Consider the following 17538-nt stretch of genomic DNA (forward strand, 5'->3'; position numbering starts at 1 on the left):
TGTAATCGTGGGCTAGGTTTACGGACGTGCCGGATGAGTTCCTCTTGGACGAGCAAGCCTGCTTCGCGCTGTACGCGGCGTCGCGCGCGGTGACGGACGCCTACCGTCCCCTGCTCGGCGAACTGGGGCTCACCTACCCGCAGTACCTGGTGCTGCTGGTGCTGTGGGAGTCCGACGCCCGGCCGGTCAAGGAGATCGGCGAGGCGCTGCACCTGGACTACGGCACGCTTTCCCCGCTGCTCAAGCGGCTCGAGGCCAACGGGCTGGTGACCCGGGCGCGACTGCCCGAGGACGAACGCACGGTGGTGGTCAGCCTGACCGAGGAGGGCCGTTCGACGCGCACGCGCGCGGCGGGCGTCCCGTCGGCCATCGGCTGCGCACTGGGTCTCGACGACGCCACCCGGCGGGACCTGATAGCGACCCTGCGGCGGCTGACGGCGTCGGCCACCGCCTACACACATGGAGGCCCTGATGCCCAGCCGTGACGCGACCACCCACTGGGTCGGCGGACTGCAGAACGGGAAGGGCGAGGTCACGCTGGACTCGTCCAACGCCGGCACGTTCAGCGTGTCGTTCCCGACCCGGGCGGGCAACCCGGACGGCCAGACGAGCCCGGAAGAACTCATCGCGGCGGCGCACTCGTCGTGCCTGGCGATGAACCTGTCCGGCGTGCTGGAAGCGGCGAAGCTCACCGCGGATTCGATCGACGTGAGCGCGGAGGTGACACTGGGCCCGGCCTCCGGCGGCGGCTTCGAGATCAGCGGCATCGCGATCACGCTGCGGGCGTCTGTGCCGGGTGTTTCGGCGGAGCAGTTCGCGGAGTACGCGGAGACGGCGGAGAAGACGTGCCCGGTGTCGAAGGCCCTGGCGGGCACGACGATCACCATGGACGCGGCGCTCAACTGAGGTTTCGGTTGACGGTCCCCTCGGGTTTCCCGAGGGGGCCGTTTCACTTGGCGAACTTCGCAAGGTGCTTGCTCACCCAGTCGCGACCGAAGTCCGCCAGGACGGCGCCGGACCAACTCCCGGCGATCCGGACGTCGGTCCACAGGCTCATTTTCGAGCCCGCCAGCGTCCCGTGACCTATGTGGACCGAAGACGCGCCCTCCGACCATTGGAAAACGAAATGGGCGTACATGTACATCCACATCCGGCGCCCCGAGGCATCCTTCGCTTCTACCGGTCCTTCGGCCGGATAGGGTGCCTTGTAGAAGATTTGGCTTCGTGCGCCGAACTGGAATTCCTCGGGCACGAAACCCGGGCGCAGCAGCGGGTCAGTCTTCGACAATGGTGATCGTGCCGGTGCCATCGCAGCTCCCGCAGCCCTTTCCCTTGCAGTCGCCGCACGTGCGAGTGATGTTCTCCATGGCAAACCCTAGAATTGCACAACAATAACGTCGAGCGCTATTCGCCTTCTCGCAAGAACTCCTGCGCGATCATCCGCAACAACCGCGTGGCGTCGTCGCCGCGCACCGCTCGCTTTTTGAAGAACTCGAAGAGTTCGAGGTGGTAAGCGACGTCACGCGGATCGCGGAGGACGACCTCTCCGGCGAACATCTCCACGGTGACCAGACGCTCGTCTTAGACCACGAACACGTTCATCGGCACTTCGGGATGACCGTATCCTTTCGCAAAATGGCCATCTCGACGTTCTCAAGCGTCGACAGGTTCGTGAGGTGGGCGACTTGAGCGGCCATCAGAGCGGCATCGGCCACGCGCCAGGTGACCGCGCTCTCGGTCAGCACGAAGGAGAACCGGCGGGACGAGTCCAGCAGTGCCCGCTGGCGACCGTCGGAGCGAGGACGACACGAGCGTATTCGGGGGTCTGCAGGAGCCCGGTCGGGACACCCGGCAAGAAGTGACGCATGACCTCGGAGTCCCGTTCCATGGCTCGCAGGTCGTTCTGCTTCTGCCAGAAACCGAGCCTGGCGGAGGTCCGGCGCGAGGCGTACCCGACGGCGGCCAACCGCGCCAAGGCGAGCACCGGCTCAGCCTCGGCACGGCTGATCTCGAGAGCTCGGAGGATGCGCTCCACGTCAACCACAGTCGGAAGGGTTTTCCCGGTTTCGATCCGGCTGATCTTCGCTTGGCTCATGGCGCACCGGACGGCCAGCCTCTCACCGGAGAGCCCGGCCGCCGTGCGCAATTCGCGGAGTACCGCGGCGAGGGACTTGCGCTTGTCGCGCTCCTGTTCAGGGTCCAGCATGCCACTCGTTGAAAGGAACCCCGAGCTGCACGGCGAGATCACGCCAGCGCAGGTACTTCGCGAGATCCGGCTGTTCGACCAGCTCACGGCCGCTCTGAGTGCCGTCGGACTCGTAGTCGAGGTGAACCACGATACGCTCGTCGAACAGCCAGAAGTCCTGCTCGGGAAGACCGGTTTCCTCGTCACCGACTTCGACGATCCGGTAGTCCTCACCCGCTCTGACGTTCTCGGGAATACCCTCGGCGAGGAGATATCGGGTGTAGTCGGTCAGGGGCCGTCGAACGACTTTTGCCCGCTGGATCGTTTTGCCCGCCGCGACGTACCCGCGAACCCGTCTGTGCCACTCGTGGTTGTCGTCCGGCGGAGCGGGCAGCCCCTTGAGGAACCGCTCGAAGTCCTCCCGCTCGTCCGGCATGGTGTAGACCTGGTGTGTCTCCAGCCGGAACGCCGACTTCGAGAAGCTGCGGAAGACTTCGCGCCACCGGTCACGATCCAAGAGCATGCAGCGCCTCCCTGACCAAGCCGATCGACACCTCTACGACCTGTTCTCCGGGGCACACGGCAGGCCGATCGTCCGCACCCACGATAAAGCCGACGATGACGAGTGAGCCCCGATCGGTGAGGTGGACAGCCGGGCAGTCATCGCTTTTGCAGTCGCCGGCGATCTTCTTGAGCTTCATCGCGATCACGTTAGCCAGCACGCTGAGTGCACATAATACTACCCAGTGTTCAGTCGCGTTCTCGCATAACCTCGCTTCAGGAGGCCGTCACCTTGGCTCGATAAGTCGACTTCTTCGCCTGGTTGCCACAGGTCTCCATCGAGCACCAGCGCCGCGTGCCCGGTCTCGACGTGTCCAGGAACAGTGCTCCGCAGCGCTTGCCCGCGCAGCTGCGGACCCGGGCGAACTCCGGGGACGTCACCAGCTCCAGCGCGTCCCGGGCCAGCAGCGCCAGCATCGCCTCCGCCGGATCGCCCGCCTGCCAGCGGAGTTCTCCCGAAGTCGTCAAGGAAGGCGCGGGTACCGGCTGCGCCGCGAACCGGTTCACCCGGCGTCGCACCCCCTCGCGCACTTCGCCGGTCAGCAGCTCGTGGATTGCCTCCCGCAGCGACCGCGCCTCTTCGGCCGAGGCGGGGTGCACCGGCGCCGGGAACGGGCCCAGCTGGTCGATCCACGCTCCCCACGCTTCGGCATCCGGCAGTTCCTCGCACTCCGCGGGCGTGCCGCGGTAGCGCAACGTGCGGACGAAGTCGAGGCACAGCCTGCCCGCGCCGCTGCGGAATCGGTCCGTCATAAGGGTCACAGTACGCTGGAACCGGTTTGACTGGTACCGTCGGGAACCGATCAAACCGGTTCCAGGGGGTAATGATGACCGAGACCGAGCAGAAGGCCCCGCCCGGGTGGCTCGTGCTGCTGCTGGCCGTCTCCTGTGGACTGACCGTCGCGAACCTCTACTACGCCCAGCCGCTGCTCGCGGAGCTGCGGCACACCTTCGGCGTCGGCGAGGCCGCCGCCGGCGGGGTCGTCACCGCCACCCAGCTCGGCTACGCCGCCGGGATGCTGCTGCTCGTCCCGCTCGGTGACCGGCTCGAGAACCGCGGGCTCGTCGCGACGCTGCTCGCGGTCGCCTGCGCCGGCCTCGTCGTCACCGGCGTCGCACCCGGGTTCGCCGTGCTGCTGATCGCCTCGCTGGCCGTCGGGGCGGCGTCGGTCGTCGTGCAGATCCTCATCCCGTTCGCCGCCGACATCTCCCCCGACGCCATCCGCGGCCGGATCGTCGGGCGCGTGGTGAGCGGGTTGCTCTTCGGCATCCTGCTCTCCCGCGTCGTCGCCAGCCTGCTGGCCGAGGTGACCAGCTGGCGCGTCGTCTTCCTCATCTCGGCGGCCGCGATGGCCGCGCTCGCCGTCGTCCTGCGGTTCATCCTGCCGGCGCGGGCACCCAAGACGGACGTCCACTATGGACAGCTGTGGCGCTCGACCCTCGCCATGGCGAAGAAACACCCCGCGCTGCGCCACCGCGCGCTGTACCAGTCGGCGATGTTCGGGGCGTTCAGCGCGTTCTGGACGACGATCGCGTTCGTGCTGATGGCACCACCCTTCAACTACACCCAGCTCGGCGTCGGCCTCTTCGCGCTGGCGGGCGCGGCCGGCGCCCTGGTGGCCCCGCTGGCCGGCCGGTGGTCCGACCACGGCCACGGGCGGCGGCTCACCGCGGGCGCGTTCGTGCTGTGCGCGGCGGCGTTCGCGCTGGCCGGGTTCGGCGCGCACAGCGTCATCCTGCTGGCGATCGCCGCGATCGCGGTGGACATGGCGGTCCAGGCGACGCTGGTGACCGGCCAGCACGTGATCTACCAGCTGGACCCGTCGGCCCGCGCCCGCGTCAACAGCGTCTACCTGGGCACGTTCTTCATCGGCGGCGCGATCGGTTCGCAGGCGGGCTCGATCGCCTACCACCTGGGCGGGTGGACGGCGGTGGTCGTCTTCGCGGGCGCCCTCCCGCTGCTCGGGCTGGCCGGCATGACCCGCACGCGGGTCTGACCTTCGCGCCCTGCACGCGAAGCGCGGCACCGGAACGCCCACGATCGAACACATCAGGGCGCTCATCGCGAAGCAGCTGGCGGCGACGACGGGGATCGCCCTGCTGCCGATCCGGCGGCGCGCCGAAGGCGACTTCATCGGCTACTGCGGACTGAGCGTCGCCGCCGCGCCGTGCTCGACGCCGCGGCGGCGACCGGCCGGAACCGGCTCTGGGCGACCGTCGGCTCACCCGCGCAGTGCGCGGCTAGGTGTAGTGCCCTGTGAGGTTGTTGACGCGGGTGATGGGTGGTTTGCCGCCGAGTGAGGTGTGGCCGCGGTGGTGGTTGTAGCGGTGCAGGAACTCGGGTAGTGCTTCGGCGCGGTGGTGTGAGCTGGTGAAAGGCTGGGCGTAGGTCCATTCTTCGGCGAGGGTGCGGTTGAACCGTTCGGCTTTTCCGTTGGTTTGCGGCCGATAACGGCGGGTGAACCGGGCCTCGGCGCCGATGTCGGCGAGGGCTTCACGCCAGGCGTGGGAGCGGCGGTAGGCCAGGGCGTTGTCGGTCATCACGCGTTCGATCCGGTCGATGCCCATCTCGGCCAGAGCGGTGGCGGCGCGGCGGAGGAACGCGGCGCAGGTGGCAGCGGTCTCGTCGGGGTGGATTTCGGCGTAGGCGATGCGGGTGTGGTCGTCGATGGCGCAGTGGACGTACTCGTAGCCCACGCGGGTGCCGTAGCGGGCGCGTCGGCGTTCGAGGCTGTCGCGGCCGTGGGCTCGCCAGCCGCCGCCGTCGCGGAGCCGGCCGAGTTTCTTCACGTCGACGTGCAGCAGTTCGCCGGGTCGGGTGCGTTCGTAGCGGCGGATCGGTTGTCCGGTGGGGCGGTCCAGCCAGGCCAGTTTCGGCATGTGGTGGCGGGTCAGGACGCGGTGCACGGTGGAGGCGTGCATCCCGAGGATCCCGGCGATGCGGGCTGGTCCGAGCCGCCGTTTCCGGCGCAGGTCGAGGATCTGCTGCTCGATCTCCTCGGGAACTCGGCGGGGTGAGTGCTGCGGCCTGGAGCAGCGGTCGAGCAGGCCGGCTTCGCCGTGCTTGCGGTAGCGGCGGACCCATTTGTGGCCGGTCGCGCGGGAGATCCCCAGCTCGGCGGCGACGTGGGCGACTGGGCGGCCGGAGGTGACGCGGTCGATCAGCAGCCTGCGGCCGTGCAGGGTCAACCGGGCATTACGGTGGGACACGAAGACCTCCGTTGTGTTCGGTGATGGCGTCAGACACCAGCACCACACACGGAGGTCTTCGTCATGATCAACCCGACGCGCCGCTCAACCGTCAACAACGTCCATGGTCACTACAGCTAGGCGAACACATCCCGGTTGGCTTCGACCCACGACGCGTACGTCGTTCCCTTACGTCCCAACAACTCCTCGACCACACCGGTCGGCACCTGCGGATGACGCAGGGTTTCCTCGAAACCGTCGAGGAGCCAGTCGACAGCTTGCTCCGGGACGCCGTACCCGATCCACTGCGCGCGCTGCTCGTCCCTGGTCAGCTCGCGGAAGCGGATTTCCTTTCCCAGCACCGATCCCAGCGTCGCGACCTGCCCGCGCAGGCTGATCGCCTCCGGTCCACTGAGGACGTACGTCGCCCCGACGTGGCCGTCCGAAAGCAGCACCCGGGCCGCCACCGCCGCGATGTCGCCCAGGTCGATCGGGGTCTGCGTCGCGTCGCCGTAGGCCACGGCCACCTCGCCCGCGCGGACCATGTCCGCCCAGTCGAGGGTGTTGTTCATGAACACCCCCGGCCGCAGGAACGTCCAGGCGAACCCCGCTTCCCGGACGGCGGCCTCCACCGCGCCGTACTCGTTGCCGCTGGAACCTTCGTGGCCGTCGCCGACGCTGCTGCCCGACAGCGCGACGACCCGCGAAATCCCCGCCTCCGAGGCCAGCTCGCAGAACCGCCGGACGGTCCGCGCCATGGGCGCCAGGTAGACCGCGGAAACACCGTCCAGGGGCAGTGTCGACGGCCGCGCCAGCGACCCGACCACCACCTCCGCCTCGGCCGGCAGCGACGCCCGCGCCGGATCCACCGTCAGCGCTCGCACCGACGCCCCCGCCGACAGCAGCTCGTCGACCACCAGCCGGCCGACGCTGCCGGTCGCGCCCGTCACCAAGATCGTCATGACACCCTCCTCGTTTCCGTATGCCATACGAGATCGTACGGCATACGGAAACGAGGGCGCACATGATCGGGAAGAGTTCAGGAAGTGATCGTCGGCAGCTCGGGCGCCGCGACGTCGTAGACCTTGCCCTCCTGGGTCAGCAGCGCCGCCAGGACCTTGGCCTTCCGGTCCGTCTGCTCGGCCGTCCCCCAGCGGACGATCTTGCCGCTCGACAGCGTGAACTCCACGCTCGCCGGGGTCTTGGCCGTCGCCGTGGTCACCTGCTTCAGCAGCTGCTCCGGGATCACCCCGAGCACCGCCGTCACCGCGCGGGTCACCGGGTCGTCCGCCGACACCTTCGGCAGCTTGAGCTCCGGCAGCCCCGCAGGCCGCGACGGCACCGTCTTGAACACCACGCCGCCGCCGTCGACCAGGTGGACCCCGTCGCCGCCCGGGCCGCTGTCGAAGAACGCGATCGCCGTCCGCTCGGTCACCGTGATCTCGACCGTGTTCGGCCACGACCGCGACACCTCGACCGTCGCGATGCCCGGCATCGCCGCCACCCGGTCGCGGATCTCGTCCGTGCTCAGCCGCAGCATCGGCTTGTCCATCGGCACCGCCGCCACCGCGCGGATCGCGTCGGCGGGAACGGTACGGGAACCGCTGACCGAGACCTCCTGCGCGCCCAGCATCGAGCTGAAGAACAGCAAGTACACCAAGGCGATCACGGTCAGCACCGACAGCAGCGCCACCCACCGGCGGCGGATCTCGGCTCGCCGGTTGGGCCGGTTCCGCGGCGCCGTGCGCGCGACCCGCGTGCGGCGGCGCTCCTCCTCGGAACGCCGCCCACGCCGTTGCCGGGCCAGGGCGGCGCGGTCCGGCGTCTCCTCGTCGGAGGCGGACGGGCGGCGGCGTTCCCTGGTCGGGCTCATGGGCTCAGCGCTTGTCCAGCTCGGCGAGGATCTCCGGCCCCAGCTGCGTCACGTCTCCCGCGCCCATGGTGACGACGAGGTCGCCCGCCCGGGCGAGGCCCGCCACCAGCGGCGCGGCCACGTCGAACGCCGGCTCGTAGTGCACCGGCGCCGTCACCTGGTCGGCGATCAGCGCGCCCGTGACGCCCGGCTCGGGCTCTTCACGAGCGCCGTAGACGTCGAGCACCACGACCTCGTCCGCCAGCGACAACGCCTCGGCGAACTCCGCCGAGAACAGCTTCGTGCGCGAGTACAGGTGCGGCTGGAACACGACGACGACCCGGCCGGCCCCGGCCGCGGTCCGCACCGCGCGCAGCTGCGCGGCCACCTCGGTCGGGTGGTGGGCGTAGTCGTCGTAGACGCGGACGTCGCCCGCCCGGCCCTTGAACTCGAACCGGCGCCGGACACCGCCGAACGCCGCCAGCCCCTCGGCCAGCTCGACAGCCGGTGCGCCCAGCTCGATCCCGGCGAGCAGCGCCGCGACGGCGTTCAACGCCATGTGCTCACCCGGCACCGCGACCCGCACCGACAGCTCCGAGCCGTCCAGCAGGAGCCGCACGACGCCGCCGTCCGGCGCCGGGGTGTAGTCCAGGACCCGGGCATCCGTCGCCGTGCGGCCGTACCGGCGCACGCGCACGCCCATCTCCTCGGCCTGCGACCCGAGCTCGTCCGCCGCCGCGTCGTCACCGCAGACGATCAGCAGCCCGCCCGGCACGATCCGGCCGACGAACTCGGTGAACACCTTCGTGTAGGCCTCGGCGGTGCCGTGGTGGTCCAGGTGGTCCGGCTCGACGTTCGTCACGACCGCGACCGACGGCGAATACGTCAGGAACGAGCCGTCGCTCTCGTCGGCCTCCGCGACGAAGATGCCGCCCTCACCGTGGTGGGCATTGGCGCCGGACTCGTTGAGGTCGCCGCCGATGGCGAACGACGGGTCGAGCCGGCAGTGCTGCAGCGCCACGGTCAGCATCGACGTCGTCGACGTCTTGCCGTGCGTACCCGCGATGCAGGCGACGCGGTGGCCTTCCATCAGCCCGGCCAGCGCCTGGGCCCGGTGCAGCACCGGGATCCCGGCTTCGCGGGCCGCGGCCAGCTCGGGGTTGGTCTCCTTGATCGCCGTCGAGACGACGACCGCGGACGGCGGTTCCGGGAGCGAGGAGATGTTCGAAGCGGCCTGGCCGACGAACAGCTCGGCGCCCTGGGCGCGCAGCGACAGCAGCGCGCGCGACTCCTTGGCGTCCGAACCCGACACGAAGGCCCCGCGAGCCAGCAGGATCCGCGCGATGCCGGACATGCCGGCGCCGCCGATCCCGATCAGGTGCGCCCGGCGCAGTTCTTCAGGCAGTTCAAGCACCAGCGGCCTCCAGAACGATGCGGGCGAGGGTCTCGTCGGCTTCGCGGTGGCCCATGCCGACCGCCGCCGCGCCCATCTTCGCGACGCGGTCGGCGTCGGTGACCAGCGGGACGACCAGTTCGGCGACCTTGGCCGGGGACAGGTCGCCGTCGGAAACCATCAGCGCGGCCCCGGCGTCGACGGCGGGCCGGGCGTTGGAGGCCTGCTCGCCGTTGCCGATCGGCAGCGGGACGAACACCGCGGGGAGCCCGACCGAGGTCACCTCCGCGACCGTCATCGCGCCCGAGCGGCAGATCGCGACGTCGGCGGCCGCGTAGGCCAGGTCCATCCGCTCCAGGTACGGCACCGGCACGTACGCCGGCCGGCCGGGGAACTCCTGCACGACCAGGGTGTTCTTCGGGCCGTGCGCGTGCAGCACGCCGACACCGGCGTCCGCGAGGTCCTTCGCCGCGCCGGACACCGCGGCGTTGATCGACTGGGCGCCCTGCGAGCCGCCGAACACCAGCAGCGTCGGCGCGTCCGGGTCCAGCCCGAAGTGCTCGCGGGCCTCGGCGCGCAGCGCAGCACGGTCGAGCGACGTGATCGACCGCCGCAGCGGGATCCCGACGACCTCCGCCTTCGGCAGCGGCGTGCCGGGGACGGCGACGGCCACGCGCGCGGCGAACCGCGCACCGACCTTGTTGGCCAGGCCGGCCGACTTGTTGGCCTCGTGCACGACGATCGGGACGCGCCCGCGCGCGGCCAGGTAGGCGGGCAGGGCGACGTAGCCGCCGAAGCCGACGACGACGTCCGCGCCGACCCGGTCGAGCACCTCGCGGGTCTTGCGGACCGAGTCGCGGACCTTCAGGGGCAGCCGCAGCAGCTCCGGCGTCGGCTTGCGCGGCAGCGGCACCGGCGGGATCAGCTCCAGCTCGTACCCGCGGGCCGGGACGAGCTTGTTCTCCAGGCCGCGCTCGGTGCCCAGCGCCACGACCGTCGCGTCCGGGCGCAGCCGCTTGACGGCGTCGGCCAGGGCGAGGGCGGGTTCGATGTGTCCTGCGGTGCCACCTCCGGCGACCACCACCACGGGCGCTTTGCCCGCGGCCGACCGCTCGGTTCCCTTGACGGGCTTACTCACCAATGACCTCTCCGGTTCGCGGTACTCCGGGTACCACGGCTCGCTGTTGTCCGCGCGGCCCCGCCGCGAGACGTGGCCGTGCTCGTCCGTGCCGCGCTGCGGCGCACCGGTTCGCGGACCGACCTGCGTCGTTCCTGTGCCGGGGCGGGCCGGGCCGCACGGGGCGCCGGCCGGGCCGCCTTCGCCCCACTGCGCCCCGCCGCCTTGCGCGTGGCGGGCGGGCGGTACGGGTCGGGCGCGGGCAGCCGCAGCAGACGCCCGAATTTACCCGGCCCCTGTGTGCGCAGTGCGGCCACCGCCTCCGGTTCGTGCCGGGCGGCGTTCGCGAGCACGCCCATGATGAGCATGGTGATCACCAGCGAGGTGCCGCCGTAGGAGATCAGCGGCAGCGTGACGCCGGTGACCGGCAGCAGGCCGACGACGTAGCCGATGTTGATGCCGGCCTGCGCCACGAGGAACACGGTGAGCGTGCCGGAGACGATCCGGATCCACGGGTCGATGTTGCGGGTGGCGATCCGCAGGCCGACGATCGCGACCCCGGCGAACAGGGCGAGCACGACGACGCAGCCGATCAGCCCGAGTTCCTCGCCGATCAGGGCGAAGATGAAGTCGTTCTGCACGTTCGGCAGGTAGCCCCAGTTGGACGCGCCCTGGCCGAGGCCCTTGCCGAGGAACCCGCCGTCGGCCAGCGCGAGCTTGGCCTGGTTGGCCTGGAAACCCTCGGCGGTCGTGTCGGCGTCCGGCGAGAGGAACGACATGACCCGGGCGAGCCGGTAGGGCGCGATGAGGGCGAGCACGAGCACGCCGGCCAGGCCGCCCGCGAGGATGACGCCGAACAGCCGTTTCGGGGCACCGGCGAACCACAGCAGGGCGAGCAGGACGACGGCGAGGGTGACCGTGCCGCCGAGGTCGGGCTGCAGCATGACCAGGGCGAACATCAGCAGCGCGATCGGCACCACCGGCACCAGCAGGTGCCGCCACTGGTGGATCACGTTGTACTTGATCACCAGGATGTGGGCGCCCCAGAAGGCCAGCGCGACCTTCGCGGCCTCGACCGGCTGGAAGGTGAAGTCGCCGAGCTTGAACCAGCCCTGCGAACCGTTGACCGTCGAGCCGAGCGGGGTCAGCACGAGCACCAGCAGGCCGAGGCAGATCACCGTCGCGGTGGCCGACATCGCCCGGATCCGCTCCAGCTTGACCCGCAGGCCCAGCCAGAACACCACCGAGCCGATGGCGACGAACACCAGGTGCTTGACGAACAGCGAGTACACGCCGCTGCCGGTCTTCGGGTTGTAGGACGCGACCGACGACGCCGAGAGCACCATGACGGCGCCGATCACGGTGAGCACGCCGGTGAGGGCGAGCACGAGGTGGAACGACGCCAGCGGGCGCGAGAGCCACGCGGTCAGCGCGGTCCGGAAGGCGACGAAGCCGCTCTCCTTGCGCTCCCGGCGGGGCCGCTTCGGCGGTGTTTCGCGGTTGGGCTCAGTGACCGTCACTCGGCTCCCCCGCTGCGTCGTCGCGGAGGACGTGCACCGCCGCGGTGAACGCGTCGCCGCGTTCGCCGTAGCTGCGGAACATGTCCAACGACGCCGCGGCGGGTGCCAGCAGCACCACGTCACCTGGCCGGGCCATCGCGCTGGCCGCACTCACCGCCGCAGTCATGGGTTCATGGTCACCCGGACGGAGGCTGTTCACCGGGACATCCGGCGCGTGTCGCGCGACCGCGGCGGCGATCACGGGTGAATCGACGCCGAGTAGCACAACCCCGCGCAAGCGGCCGGCGATGCTGCTCACGAGTTCGTCGACCGACGCGCCCTTGAGCTGACCGCCGGCGATCCACACGATCGACTCGTGCGCCCGCAGCGACCCGGCGGCCGCGTGCGGGTTGGTCGCCTTGGAGTCGTTGACGTACCGGACGCCGGCGACCTCGGCCACCTCGACGGCCCGGTGCGGGGCCGGCTGGTACTCGCGCAGGCCCTTGAGCACGGCCTCCGGCGAGACGCCGTGGGCGCGGGCCAGCGCGGCCGCGGCCAGGGCGTTCGAGACGTTGTGGGGACCCGCCGGGCGGACGTCCGAGAGCGTGGCCAGTTCCTCGGCGCTGGTCGCCGGGTCGGCGACGAAAGCGCGGTCGACCAGCAGGTCTTCGACGATTCCCAGCTCGCCCGCGCGCGGGGTGTCGAGCTGGAAGCCGATGCGGCGGGCGCTCTCCGGCGCATGCGCTTCGGCGATCCGGGTGGACCACTCGTCGTCGGCGTTGTGCACCACGACCTTGGCGCGGGTGTAGACCTGGCCCTTGGCGGCCGCGTAGGCGTCCATCGAGCCGTGCCAGTCGATGTGGTCCTCGGCCAGGTTGAGCACCACGGCCGCGTCCGGCGCGAGGGTCGAGGACCAGTGCAGCTGGAAGCTCGACAGCTCCACGGCCAGCACGTCGTAGCCCGCGCGGACCGCGTCGAGGGCGGCGTAGCCGATGTTCCCGCAGGCCACCGCGTGGGAACCGGCCGCCTTGAGGATCGACTCGAGCATGCCGACGGTGGTCGTCTTGCCGTTGGTGCCGGTGACCACCAGCCACGCCGGCGGGTGCTCGCGCAGCTGCCCGACCCGCCAGGCCAGCTCGACGTCGCCGATCACCTCGACCCCCGCCTCGGCGGCGGCGACCAGCAGCGGCGACGTCGGGCGCCAGCCGGGGCTGGTGACGACGAGGACGACGCCTTCCGGCGGTTCGGTCAGCCCGGGCGCCAGCTCCGCGCCCAGGCCGTCCAGCTCGGCCAGGCGCTCCGCGTTGCCGTCGGTGACGGTCACGCGCGCACCCAGTTCGACCAGCACCGGGACCACGGACTTCCCCGTGACCCCGGCCCCCGCGACGAGAACGTGACGACCGGCGATGTCCACGTCTCAGCCTCCGAAGCCCAGCTGTTCGCTGTAGAACAGGCCCAGACCGAACATGCAGCAGATCGCCGACAACAGCCAGAACCGGATGATGACCGTGGTTTCGGCCCACCCGGCCAGCTCGAAGTGGTGGTGGAACGGCGCCATCCGGAAGAGCCTTCGCCGGGTCGTCCGGAACACCGCGATCTGCGCGACCACCGAGATCATCTCGACCATGAACAGGCCGCCGATGACGATGGCGAGCAGCTCGGTGCGGGTCGTCATCGACAGGCCCGCGACCAGGCCGCCGAGGGCCAGCGAGCCGGTGTCGCCCATGAAGATCTTCGCCGGGGCCGCGTTCCACCAGAGGAAGCCGACGCAGGCGCCGGTGGCCGCGGCGGCGACCACCGCCAGGTCGAGCGGGTCGCGGACGTCGTAGCAGGCGGGCGCCGGGCCGTTGGCGCAGTTGAGCCGCTCCTGCCAGAACGCGATGACGACGTAGGTCGCCAGCACCATCGCCGCCGAGCCGCCGGCCAGGCCGTCGAGGCCGTCGGTGAAGTTCACCGCGTTCGACCAGCCGGAGATCACGATGTAGCAGAAGATCACGAAGAACACCGCGGGGAACGTGATCAGCGCGAGGTCGCGGACGTAGGAGAGGCTCTCCGACGCCGGCGTGATGCCGCGCGAGTCCGCGAAGTTCAGCGCCAGCACCGCGAACGCGACCGTGACGACCAGCTGGCCGACGAGCTTCGCGGTCTTGTTCAGGCCCAGGTTGCGCTGCTTGCGGATCTTGATGAAGTCGTCGAGGAACCCGACGATCCCCAGGCCCACGGCGAGCATCAGCACGAGCAGCCCGGAGGCCGTCGGCGCGCCGCTGCGGGAGTTGAACATCCAGTTGATCAAGTGCGCGGCGAAGTACCCGACGACCATCGCGATGATGATCGCGACACCGCCCATGGTCGGGGTACCGCGCTTGGACTTGTGTCCCTGCGGGCCTTCCTCGCGGATCTCCTGGCCGAAGCCCTGCCGGGAGAACACCCGGATCAGGTAGGGCGTGAGCAGGATGGAGATCAGCAGGCCCGCCGCGGCCGCGATCAGGATGCTGATCACGCGTCACCACCGTTCGAGCGATTCTCGGAGTTGTCGGTTTCCCGGGGTTCCAGGAGTGCCTCGGCGACCCGCCAGAGGCCGGCGGCCTTGGAGGCCTTCACCAGCACCACGTCCCCGGGGCGGAGCTGATCATGCAGCAGGGCGATCGCGGCCTCGACGTCGGGTACCAGTGCCGACTCCTCGCCCCAGGAACCCTCCTGGTGCGCGCCCTGGTGCATGGCCGCCGCCTCGGGGCCGATCACGACGAGCTTGGCGATGTTGAGGCGGACGACCAGGCGGCCGATCTCGTCGTGGGCGGTGACCGCGTCCGCGCCCAGCTCGCCCATCACGCCGAGCACGGCCCAGGACCGGCGGCCGGACTCCCGCGTCATCGCCGCGAGGGCCTTCAGGCCGGCCCGCATCGACTCGGGGTTGGCGTTGAAGGAGTCGTTGAGGATCGTGACGCCGTCCGCGCGGGTGACGACCTCCATGCGCCGCGCCGAGCGCCGCTCGACGGCCGACAGCCGCGCGGCGACCTCGTCCGGGGAGGAGCCCAGCTCCAGGGCGATCGCGGCGGCCGCGAGCGCGTTGCTCACGTGGTGCTCGCCGTGCAGCGGCAGCCGCACGTCCGCCTCGCCGGCCGGGGTGACCAGCCGGAAGGACGCGCGGGCCTGGTCGTCGAGCGTGATGCCGGTCGCCCGTACCTGCGCGGACGCGCTCTCGCCGAAGAACACCACGCGGGCCTTCGTGCGGCTCGCCATGGCCGCGACCAGCGGGTCGTCGAGGTTGAGGACGGCGACGCCGTCCTCGGGCAGGGCCTCGACCAGCTCGCCCTTGGTCTTCGCGATGCCCTCGCGCGAGCCGAACTCGCCGACGTGCGCGCTGCCGACGTTGAGCACCGCGCCGATCCGCGGCGGTGCGATCTCGGCGAGGTGGGCGATGTGTCCGGGCCCGCGCGCGGACAGCTCCAGCACCAGGTGCCGGGTTTCGGCGTCGGCGCGCAGCGCCGTCCACGGGTGGCCCAGCTCGTTGTTGAACGACCCGGGCGGCGCGACCGTCGGGCCCAGCGGCTCCAGCAGCTGCGCGATCAGGTCCTTCGTCGAGGTCTTGCCGGACGAGCCGGTGACGCCCACGACCGTCAGGTTGCCCTCGGCCAGCCGCTGCACGACGAACCGCGCGAGCTTGGCCAGCGCGGCCAGCACGGCGGCGCCGGAACCGTCCTTGTCGCCGGTCAGCGCGACCGACCGCTCGTGGGCCTCGCCCGCGGCGAGCGGCGGCACGACGATCGCGGCGGCGTCGACCTCGCGGGCGGCCAGCACGGCCACCGCACCGGCCTCGACCGCCTGCGCGGCGAAGTCGTGGCCGTCGACCTTCTCCCCCGGCAGGGCGACGAACAGGCCGCCGGGCGTGAGCTTCCGGGTGTCGAACTCCACGGTGCCGGTCACCTGCGCGCCCGGGTCGGCGCGGTGCAGCCGGCCGCCGACGACGTCGGCGATCTCGGCCAGGCTGAGCACGATCACACACTCACCTCGAGTTTGTTGCGGATGGCCGCGGCCAGCTCGTCGCGGTCGGAGAACGGGTGCACGACACCGCCGGCCTCCTGGCCGGACTCGTGCCCCTTGCCGGCGAGGAAGACGATGTCGCCCGGCTCGGCCAGCGCGACGGCGTGCGCGATGGCCTCGCGGCGGTCGCCGATTTCGAGGACCTCGCCGCCCTCGGCGGGCCCGACGGCGCGGGCGCCGGCGAGCATCGCGGCGCGGATCGCCGCGGGGTCTTCGGAGCGCGGGTTGTCGTCGGTGACGATCAGGACGTCGCTGCGCCGGGCCGCCGCCTCGCCCATCATCGGGCGCTTGGCGGTGTCCCGGTCCCCGCCGCAGCCCAGGACGGTGATGATCCGCCCCTCGGCGCGGGCCCGCAGCGCGTCCAGGCCCTGGGCGACCGCGGCCGGCTTGTGGGCATAGTCGACGACGGCGGTGAACTCCTGGCCGACGTGGACCCGCTCCATCCGGCCCGGCACCTGCACCTCGGCGAGCCCGGTGACGATGTGCTCCAGCGAGATGCCCGCGCTGCCGAGGATCGCGGCGGCGAGCACGGCGTTGGCGACGTTGAACTCGCCGGGCAGCGGGATCCGGGCGGGCGCGCTGACGCCGTCCGGGCCGTGCAGCGTGAAGGTCTGCTCGCCGTGCGGGGTGGCGCGCAGGTCGGTGGCCTTCCACGCGGCGTCGGTGCCCGGGTCCGTGGTGACCGTGACCGTCTGCGGCGTGAGCAGGGCCTGGCCCCAGGCGCTGTCGACCACGACGACCTCGGTGGTCGAGCGGCCGTCGAACAGCAGCGACTTCGCGGCGAAGTACTCCTGCATGTCCTTGTGGAAGTCCAGGTGGTCCTGGGAGAGGTTGGTGAACGCGCCGACCGCGAACCGGGTGCCGTTGACCCGGCCGAGCGCGAGCGCGTGGCTGGAGACCTCCATCGGCACGTGCGTGACGCCGCGCTCCAGCATCACCGCGAGCAGCGCCTGCAGGTCCGGCGCCTCCGGGGTGGTGAAGCCGCTGACCAGGCGCTCGCCCGCGATCCGGGTCTCGACCGTGCCGATCAGGCCGGTGGTCAGGCCCGCGGCCTGCAGGCCGGCGTCGACCAGGTAGGACGTCGTGGTCTTGCCGGAGGTGCCGGTGACGCCGAGGACGGCCAGCCGCAGCGAGGGCTCGCCGTAGATCCAGGCGGCGATCTCGCCGAGGGCGGCACGCGGGTCGGCGTGCACCAGGACCGGGACGCCGGCGTCGCGCAGCGCGGGGCGCTCGGCGCCTTCGGCGTCGGTGAGCACCGCGACGGCCCCGGCCGCGACCGCCTGGTCGCTGAAGTCGGCGCCGTGCGCGCGGGCGCCGGGCAGGGCGGCGAAGAGGTCGCCGGGCAGCACGTGCTGGGCCCGCAGGGTGGTGCCGGTGACGCTGAGGTCGGCGGCGTCGGGGCTCTCCGCGATCAGGCGGGCGTCCGCCCTGGCGAGCAGCGTCGCCAGCGGGACCGGGTCGATGCGCGCCGGGCGGGGCGGCGCGGGGACCGCTTTCACCGGGCTTTCCGGCACCTGGGAACTGGACGAGGACACGGACACGGCCAAGAGGCTACCGGCGGCCGTTCCGGGGGCCCGCACGCGGTACGGCGATTGCGCGCGGGTTCGGCACATGTGCTAGGCGGCGACGCGCACGTCCTTGCGGCACAAGGCTTTCGCCGCCGCTTCGGACCGAAGTGGACGCTGGACGTGGAAAAGCCCC

At 71.2% G+C, this 17538-nt stretch carries 18 protein-coding genes and 1 pseudogene; 3 read left to right on the forward strand and 16 right to left on the reverse strand.

Annotation, left to right across the window (positions count from 1 at the left end; genetic code table 11):
- Positions 1–26 precede the first annotated feature (26 nt).
- On the forward strand, positions 27–485 hold the full coding sequence (locus AB0J40_RS29675) for a MarR family transcriptional regulator (RefSeq protein WP_364459079.1): 459 nt from the start codon (positions 27–29) through the stop codon (positions 483–485).
- Positions 472–906 (forward strand): OsmC family peroxiredoxin, encoded by a 435-nt coding sequence (locus tag AB0J40_RS29680; protein WP_364459082.1) that lies wholly within the window; start codon positions 472–474, stop codon positions 904–906. Before AB0J40_RS29675 ends, AB0J40_RS29680 begins: the two co-directional genes overlap by 14 nt.
- A gap of 43 nt (positions 907–949) precedes the next feature.
- On the opposite strand, the gene AB0J40_RS29685 is transcribed toward AB0J40_RS29680, so the two are convergent.
- The 6 genes and pseudogenes from AB0J40_RS29685 to AB0J40_RS29710 form a co-directional block, all read right to left on the reverse strand.
- Positions 950–1309 (reverse strand): hypothetical protein, encoded by a 360-nt coding sequence (locus AB0J40_RS29685; protein WP_364459085.1) that lies wholly within the window; start codon positions 1307–1309, stop codon positions 950–952.
- Between the two features lie 95 nt (positions 1310–1404).
- On the reverse strand, positions 1405–1563 hold the full coding sequence (locus AB0J40_RS29690; RefSeq protein WP_364459088.1) for a hypothetical protein: 159 nt from the start codon (positions 1561–1563) through the stop codon (positions 1405–1407).
- A 35-nt stretch (positions 1564–1598) separates the two neighbouring features.
- A pseudogene (locus tag AB0J40_RS29695) lies at positions 1599–2206 on the reverse strand (Scr1 family TA system antitoxin-like transcriptional regulator).
- Entirely contained in the window at positions 2193–2708 is a 516-nt protein-coding gene (locus AB0J40_RS29700) for a DUF6879 family protein (RefSeq protein ID WP_364459091.1), read from the reverse strand. The pseudogene AB0J40_RS29695 and the gene AB0J40_RS29700 overlap by 14 nt, the downstream one beginning before the upstream one ends.
- A complete protein-coding gene (locus tag AB0J40_RS29705) occupies positions 2692–2886 on the reverse strand; it encodes a hypothetical protein (protein WP_364459094.1) in 195 nt (64 codons plus the stop codon). Before AB0J40_RS29705 ends, AB0J40_RS29700 begins: the two co-directional genes overlap by 17 nt.
- Positions 2887–2962: 76 nt before the next feature.
- On the reverse strand, positions 2963–3499 hold the full coding sequence (locus AB0J40_RS29710; RefSeq protein ID WP_364459097.1) for an ABATE domain-containing protein: 537 nt from the start codon (positions 3497–3499) through the stop codon (positions 2963–2965).
- Positions 3500–3573: 74 nt separating this feature from the next.
- Here AB0J40_RS29710 and AB0J40_RS29715 point away from each other — a divergent pair, with 74 nt between their 5' ends.
- Positions 3574–4743, forward strand: coding sequence for an MFS transporter (locus AB0J40_RS29715; protein WP_364459100.1), 1170 nt, complete (start codon positions 3574–3576; stop codon positions 4741–4743).
- 244 nt (positions 4744–4987) lie between these two features.
- Here AB0J40_RS29715 and AB0J40_RS29720 read toward each other — a convergent pair whose 3' ends face one another.
- From AB0J40_RS29720 to AB0J40_RS29765, 10 genes are all read right to left on the reverse strand, one after another.
- Positions 4988–5956, reverse strand: a complete 969-nt coding sequence (locus AB0J40_RS29720) for an IS481 family transposase (protein WP_364459103.1) — start codon at positions 5954–5956, stop codon at positions 4988–4990.
- Positions 5957–6072: 116 nt separating this feature from the next.
- Entirely contained in the window at positions 6073–6897 is an 825-nt protein-coding gene (locus AB0J40_RS29725) for an NAD(P)H-binding protein (RefSeq protein ID WP_364459106.1), read from the reverse strand.
- 77 nt (positions 6898–6974) lie between these two features.
- Positions 6975–7808 (reverse strand): FtsQ-type POTRA domain-containing protein, encoded by an 834-nt coding sequence (locus tag AB0J40_RS29730; RefSeq protein WP_364459109.1) that lies wholly within the window; start codon positions 7806–7808, stop codon positions 6975–6977.
- A gap of 4 nt (positions 7809–7812) precedes the next feature.
- On the reverse strand, positions 7813–9201 hold the full coding sequence (gene murC, locus AB0J40_RS29735) for a UDP-N-acetylmuramate--L-alanine ligase (RefSeq protein ID WP_364459112.1): 1389 nt from the start codon (positions 9199–9201) through the stop codon (positions 7813–7815).
- On the reverse strand, positions 9194–10318 hold the full coding sequence (murG, locus tag AB0J40_RS29740) for an undecaprenyldiphospho-muramoylpentapeptide beta-N-acetylglucosaminyltransferase (RefSeq protein ID WP_364459115.1): 1125 nt from the start codon (positions 10316–10318) through the stop codon (positions 9194–9196). Before murG ends, murC begins: the two co-directional genes overlap by 8 nt.
- Positions 10315–11817: a putative lipid II flippase FtsW gene (gene ftsW / locus AB0J40_RS29745; protein ID WP_364459118.1), complete on the reverse strand. Its 1503-nt coding sequence runs from the start codon at positions 11815–11817 to the stop codon at positions 10315–10317. The genes murG and ftsW overlap by 4 nt, the downstream gene beginning before the upstream one ends.
- Positions 11804–13210 (reverse strand): UDP-N-acetylmuramoyl-L-alanine--D-glutamate ligase, encoded by a 1407-nt coding sequence (gene murD / locus AB0J40_RS29750; protein ID WP_364459121.1) that lies wholly within the window; start codon positions 13208–13210, stop codon positions 11804–11806. The genes ftsW and murD overlap by 14 nt, the downstream gene beginning before the upstream one ends.
- 3 nt (positions 13211–13213) lie before the next feature.
- Entirely contained in the window at positions 13214–14296 is a 1083-nt protein-coding gene (mraY, locus tag AB0J40_RS29755; RefSeq protein ID WP_072477827.1) for a phospho-N-acetylmuramoyl-pentapeptide-transferase, read from the reverse strand.
- Complete coding sequence (gene murF / locus AB0J40_RS29760) at positions 14293–15795, reverse strand: UDP-N-acetylmuramoyl-tripeptide--D-alanyl-D-alanine ligase (protein WP_364459125.1); 1503 nt, start codon at positions 15793–15795, stop codon at positions 14293–14295. Before murF ends, mraY begins: the two co-directional genes overlap by 4 nt.
- Positions 15792–17336 (reverse strand): UDP-N-acetylmuramoyl-L-alanyl-D-glutamate--2,6-diaminopimelate ligase, encoded by a 1545-nt coding sequence (locus tag AB0J40_RS29765; protein WP_364459237.1) that lies wholly within the window; start codon positions 17334–17336, stop codon positions 15792–15794. The genes murF and AB0J40_RS29765 overlap by 4 nt, the downstream gene beginning before the upstream one ends.
- Between the last annotated feature and the right edge of the window lie 202 nt (positions 17337–17538).

The organism is Amycolatopsis sp. NPDC049691 (assembly GCF_040675005.1).
Lineage (GTDB): Bacteria > Actinomycetota > Actinomycetes > Mycobacteriales > Pseudonocardiaceae > Amycolatopsis.

Bases quoted from the DNA above. Each gene is read 5' to 3' on its own strand.
- AB0J40_RS29715 (WP_364459100.1), top strand. From the start codon at position 3,574: ATGACCGAGACCGAGCAGAAGGCCCCGCCCGGGTGGCTCGTGCTGCTG.
- AB0J40_RS29700 (WP_364459091.1), bottom strand. From the start codon at position 2,708: ATGCTCTTGGATCGTGACCGGTGGCGCGAAGTCTTCCGCAGCTTCTCG.
- AB0J40_RS29680 (WP_364459082.1), top strand. From the start codon at position 472: ATGCCCAGCCGTGACGCGACCACCCACTGGGTCGGCGGACTGCAGAAC.
- AB0J40_RS29685 (WP_364459085.1), bottom strand. From the start codon at position 1,309: ATGGCACCGGCACGATCACCATTGTCGAAGACTGACCCGCTGCTGCGC.
- AB0J40_RS29730 (WP_364459109.1), bottom strand. From the start codon at position 7,808: ATGAGCCCGACCAGGGAACGCCGCCGCCCGTCCGCCTCCGACGAGGAG.
- AB0J40_RS29705 (WP_364459094.1), bottom strand. From the start codon at position 2,886: ATGAAGCTCAAGAAGATCGCCGGCGACTGCAAAAGCGATGACTGCCCG.
- AB0J40_RS29725 (WP_364459106.1), bottom strand. From the start codon at position 6,897: ATGACGATCTTGGTGACGGGCGCGACCGGCAGCGTCGGCCGGCTGGTG.
- AB0J40_RS29710 (WP_364459097.1), bottom strand. From the start codon at position 3,499: ATGACGGACCGATTCCGCAGCGGCGCGGGCAGGCTGTGCCTCGACTTC.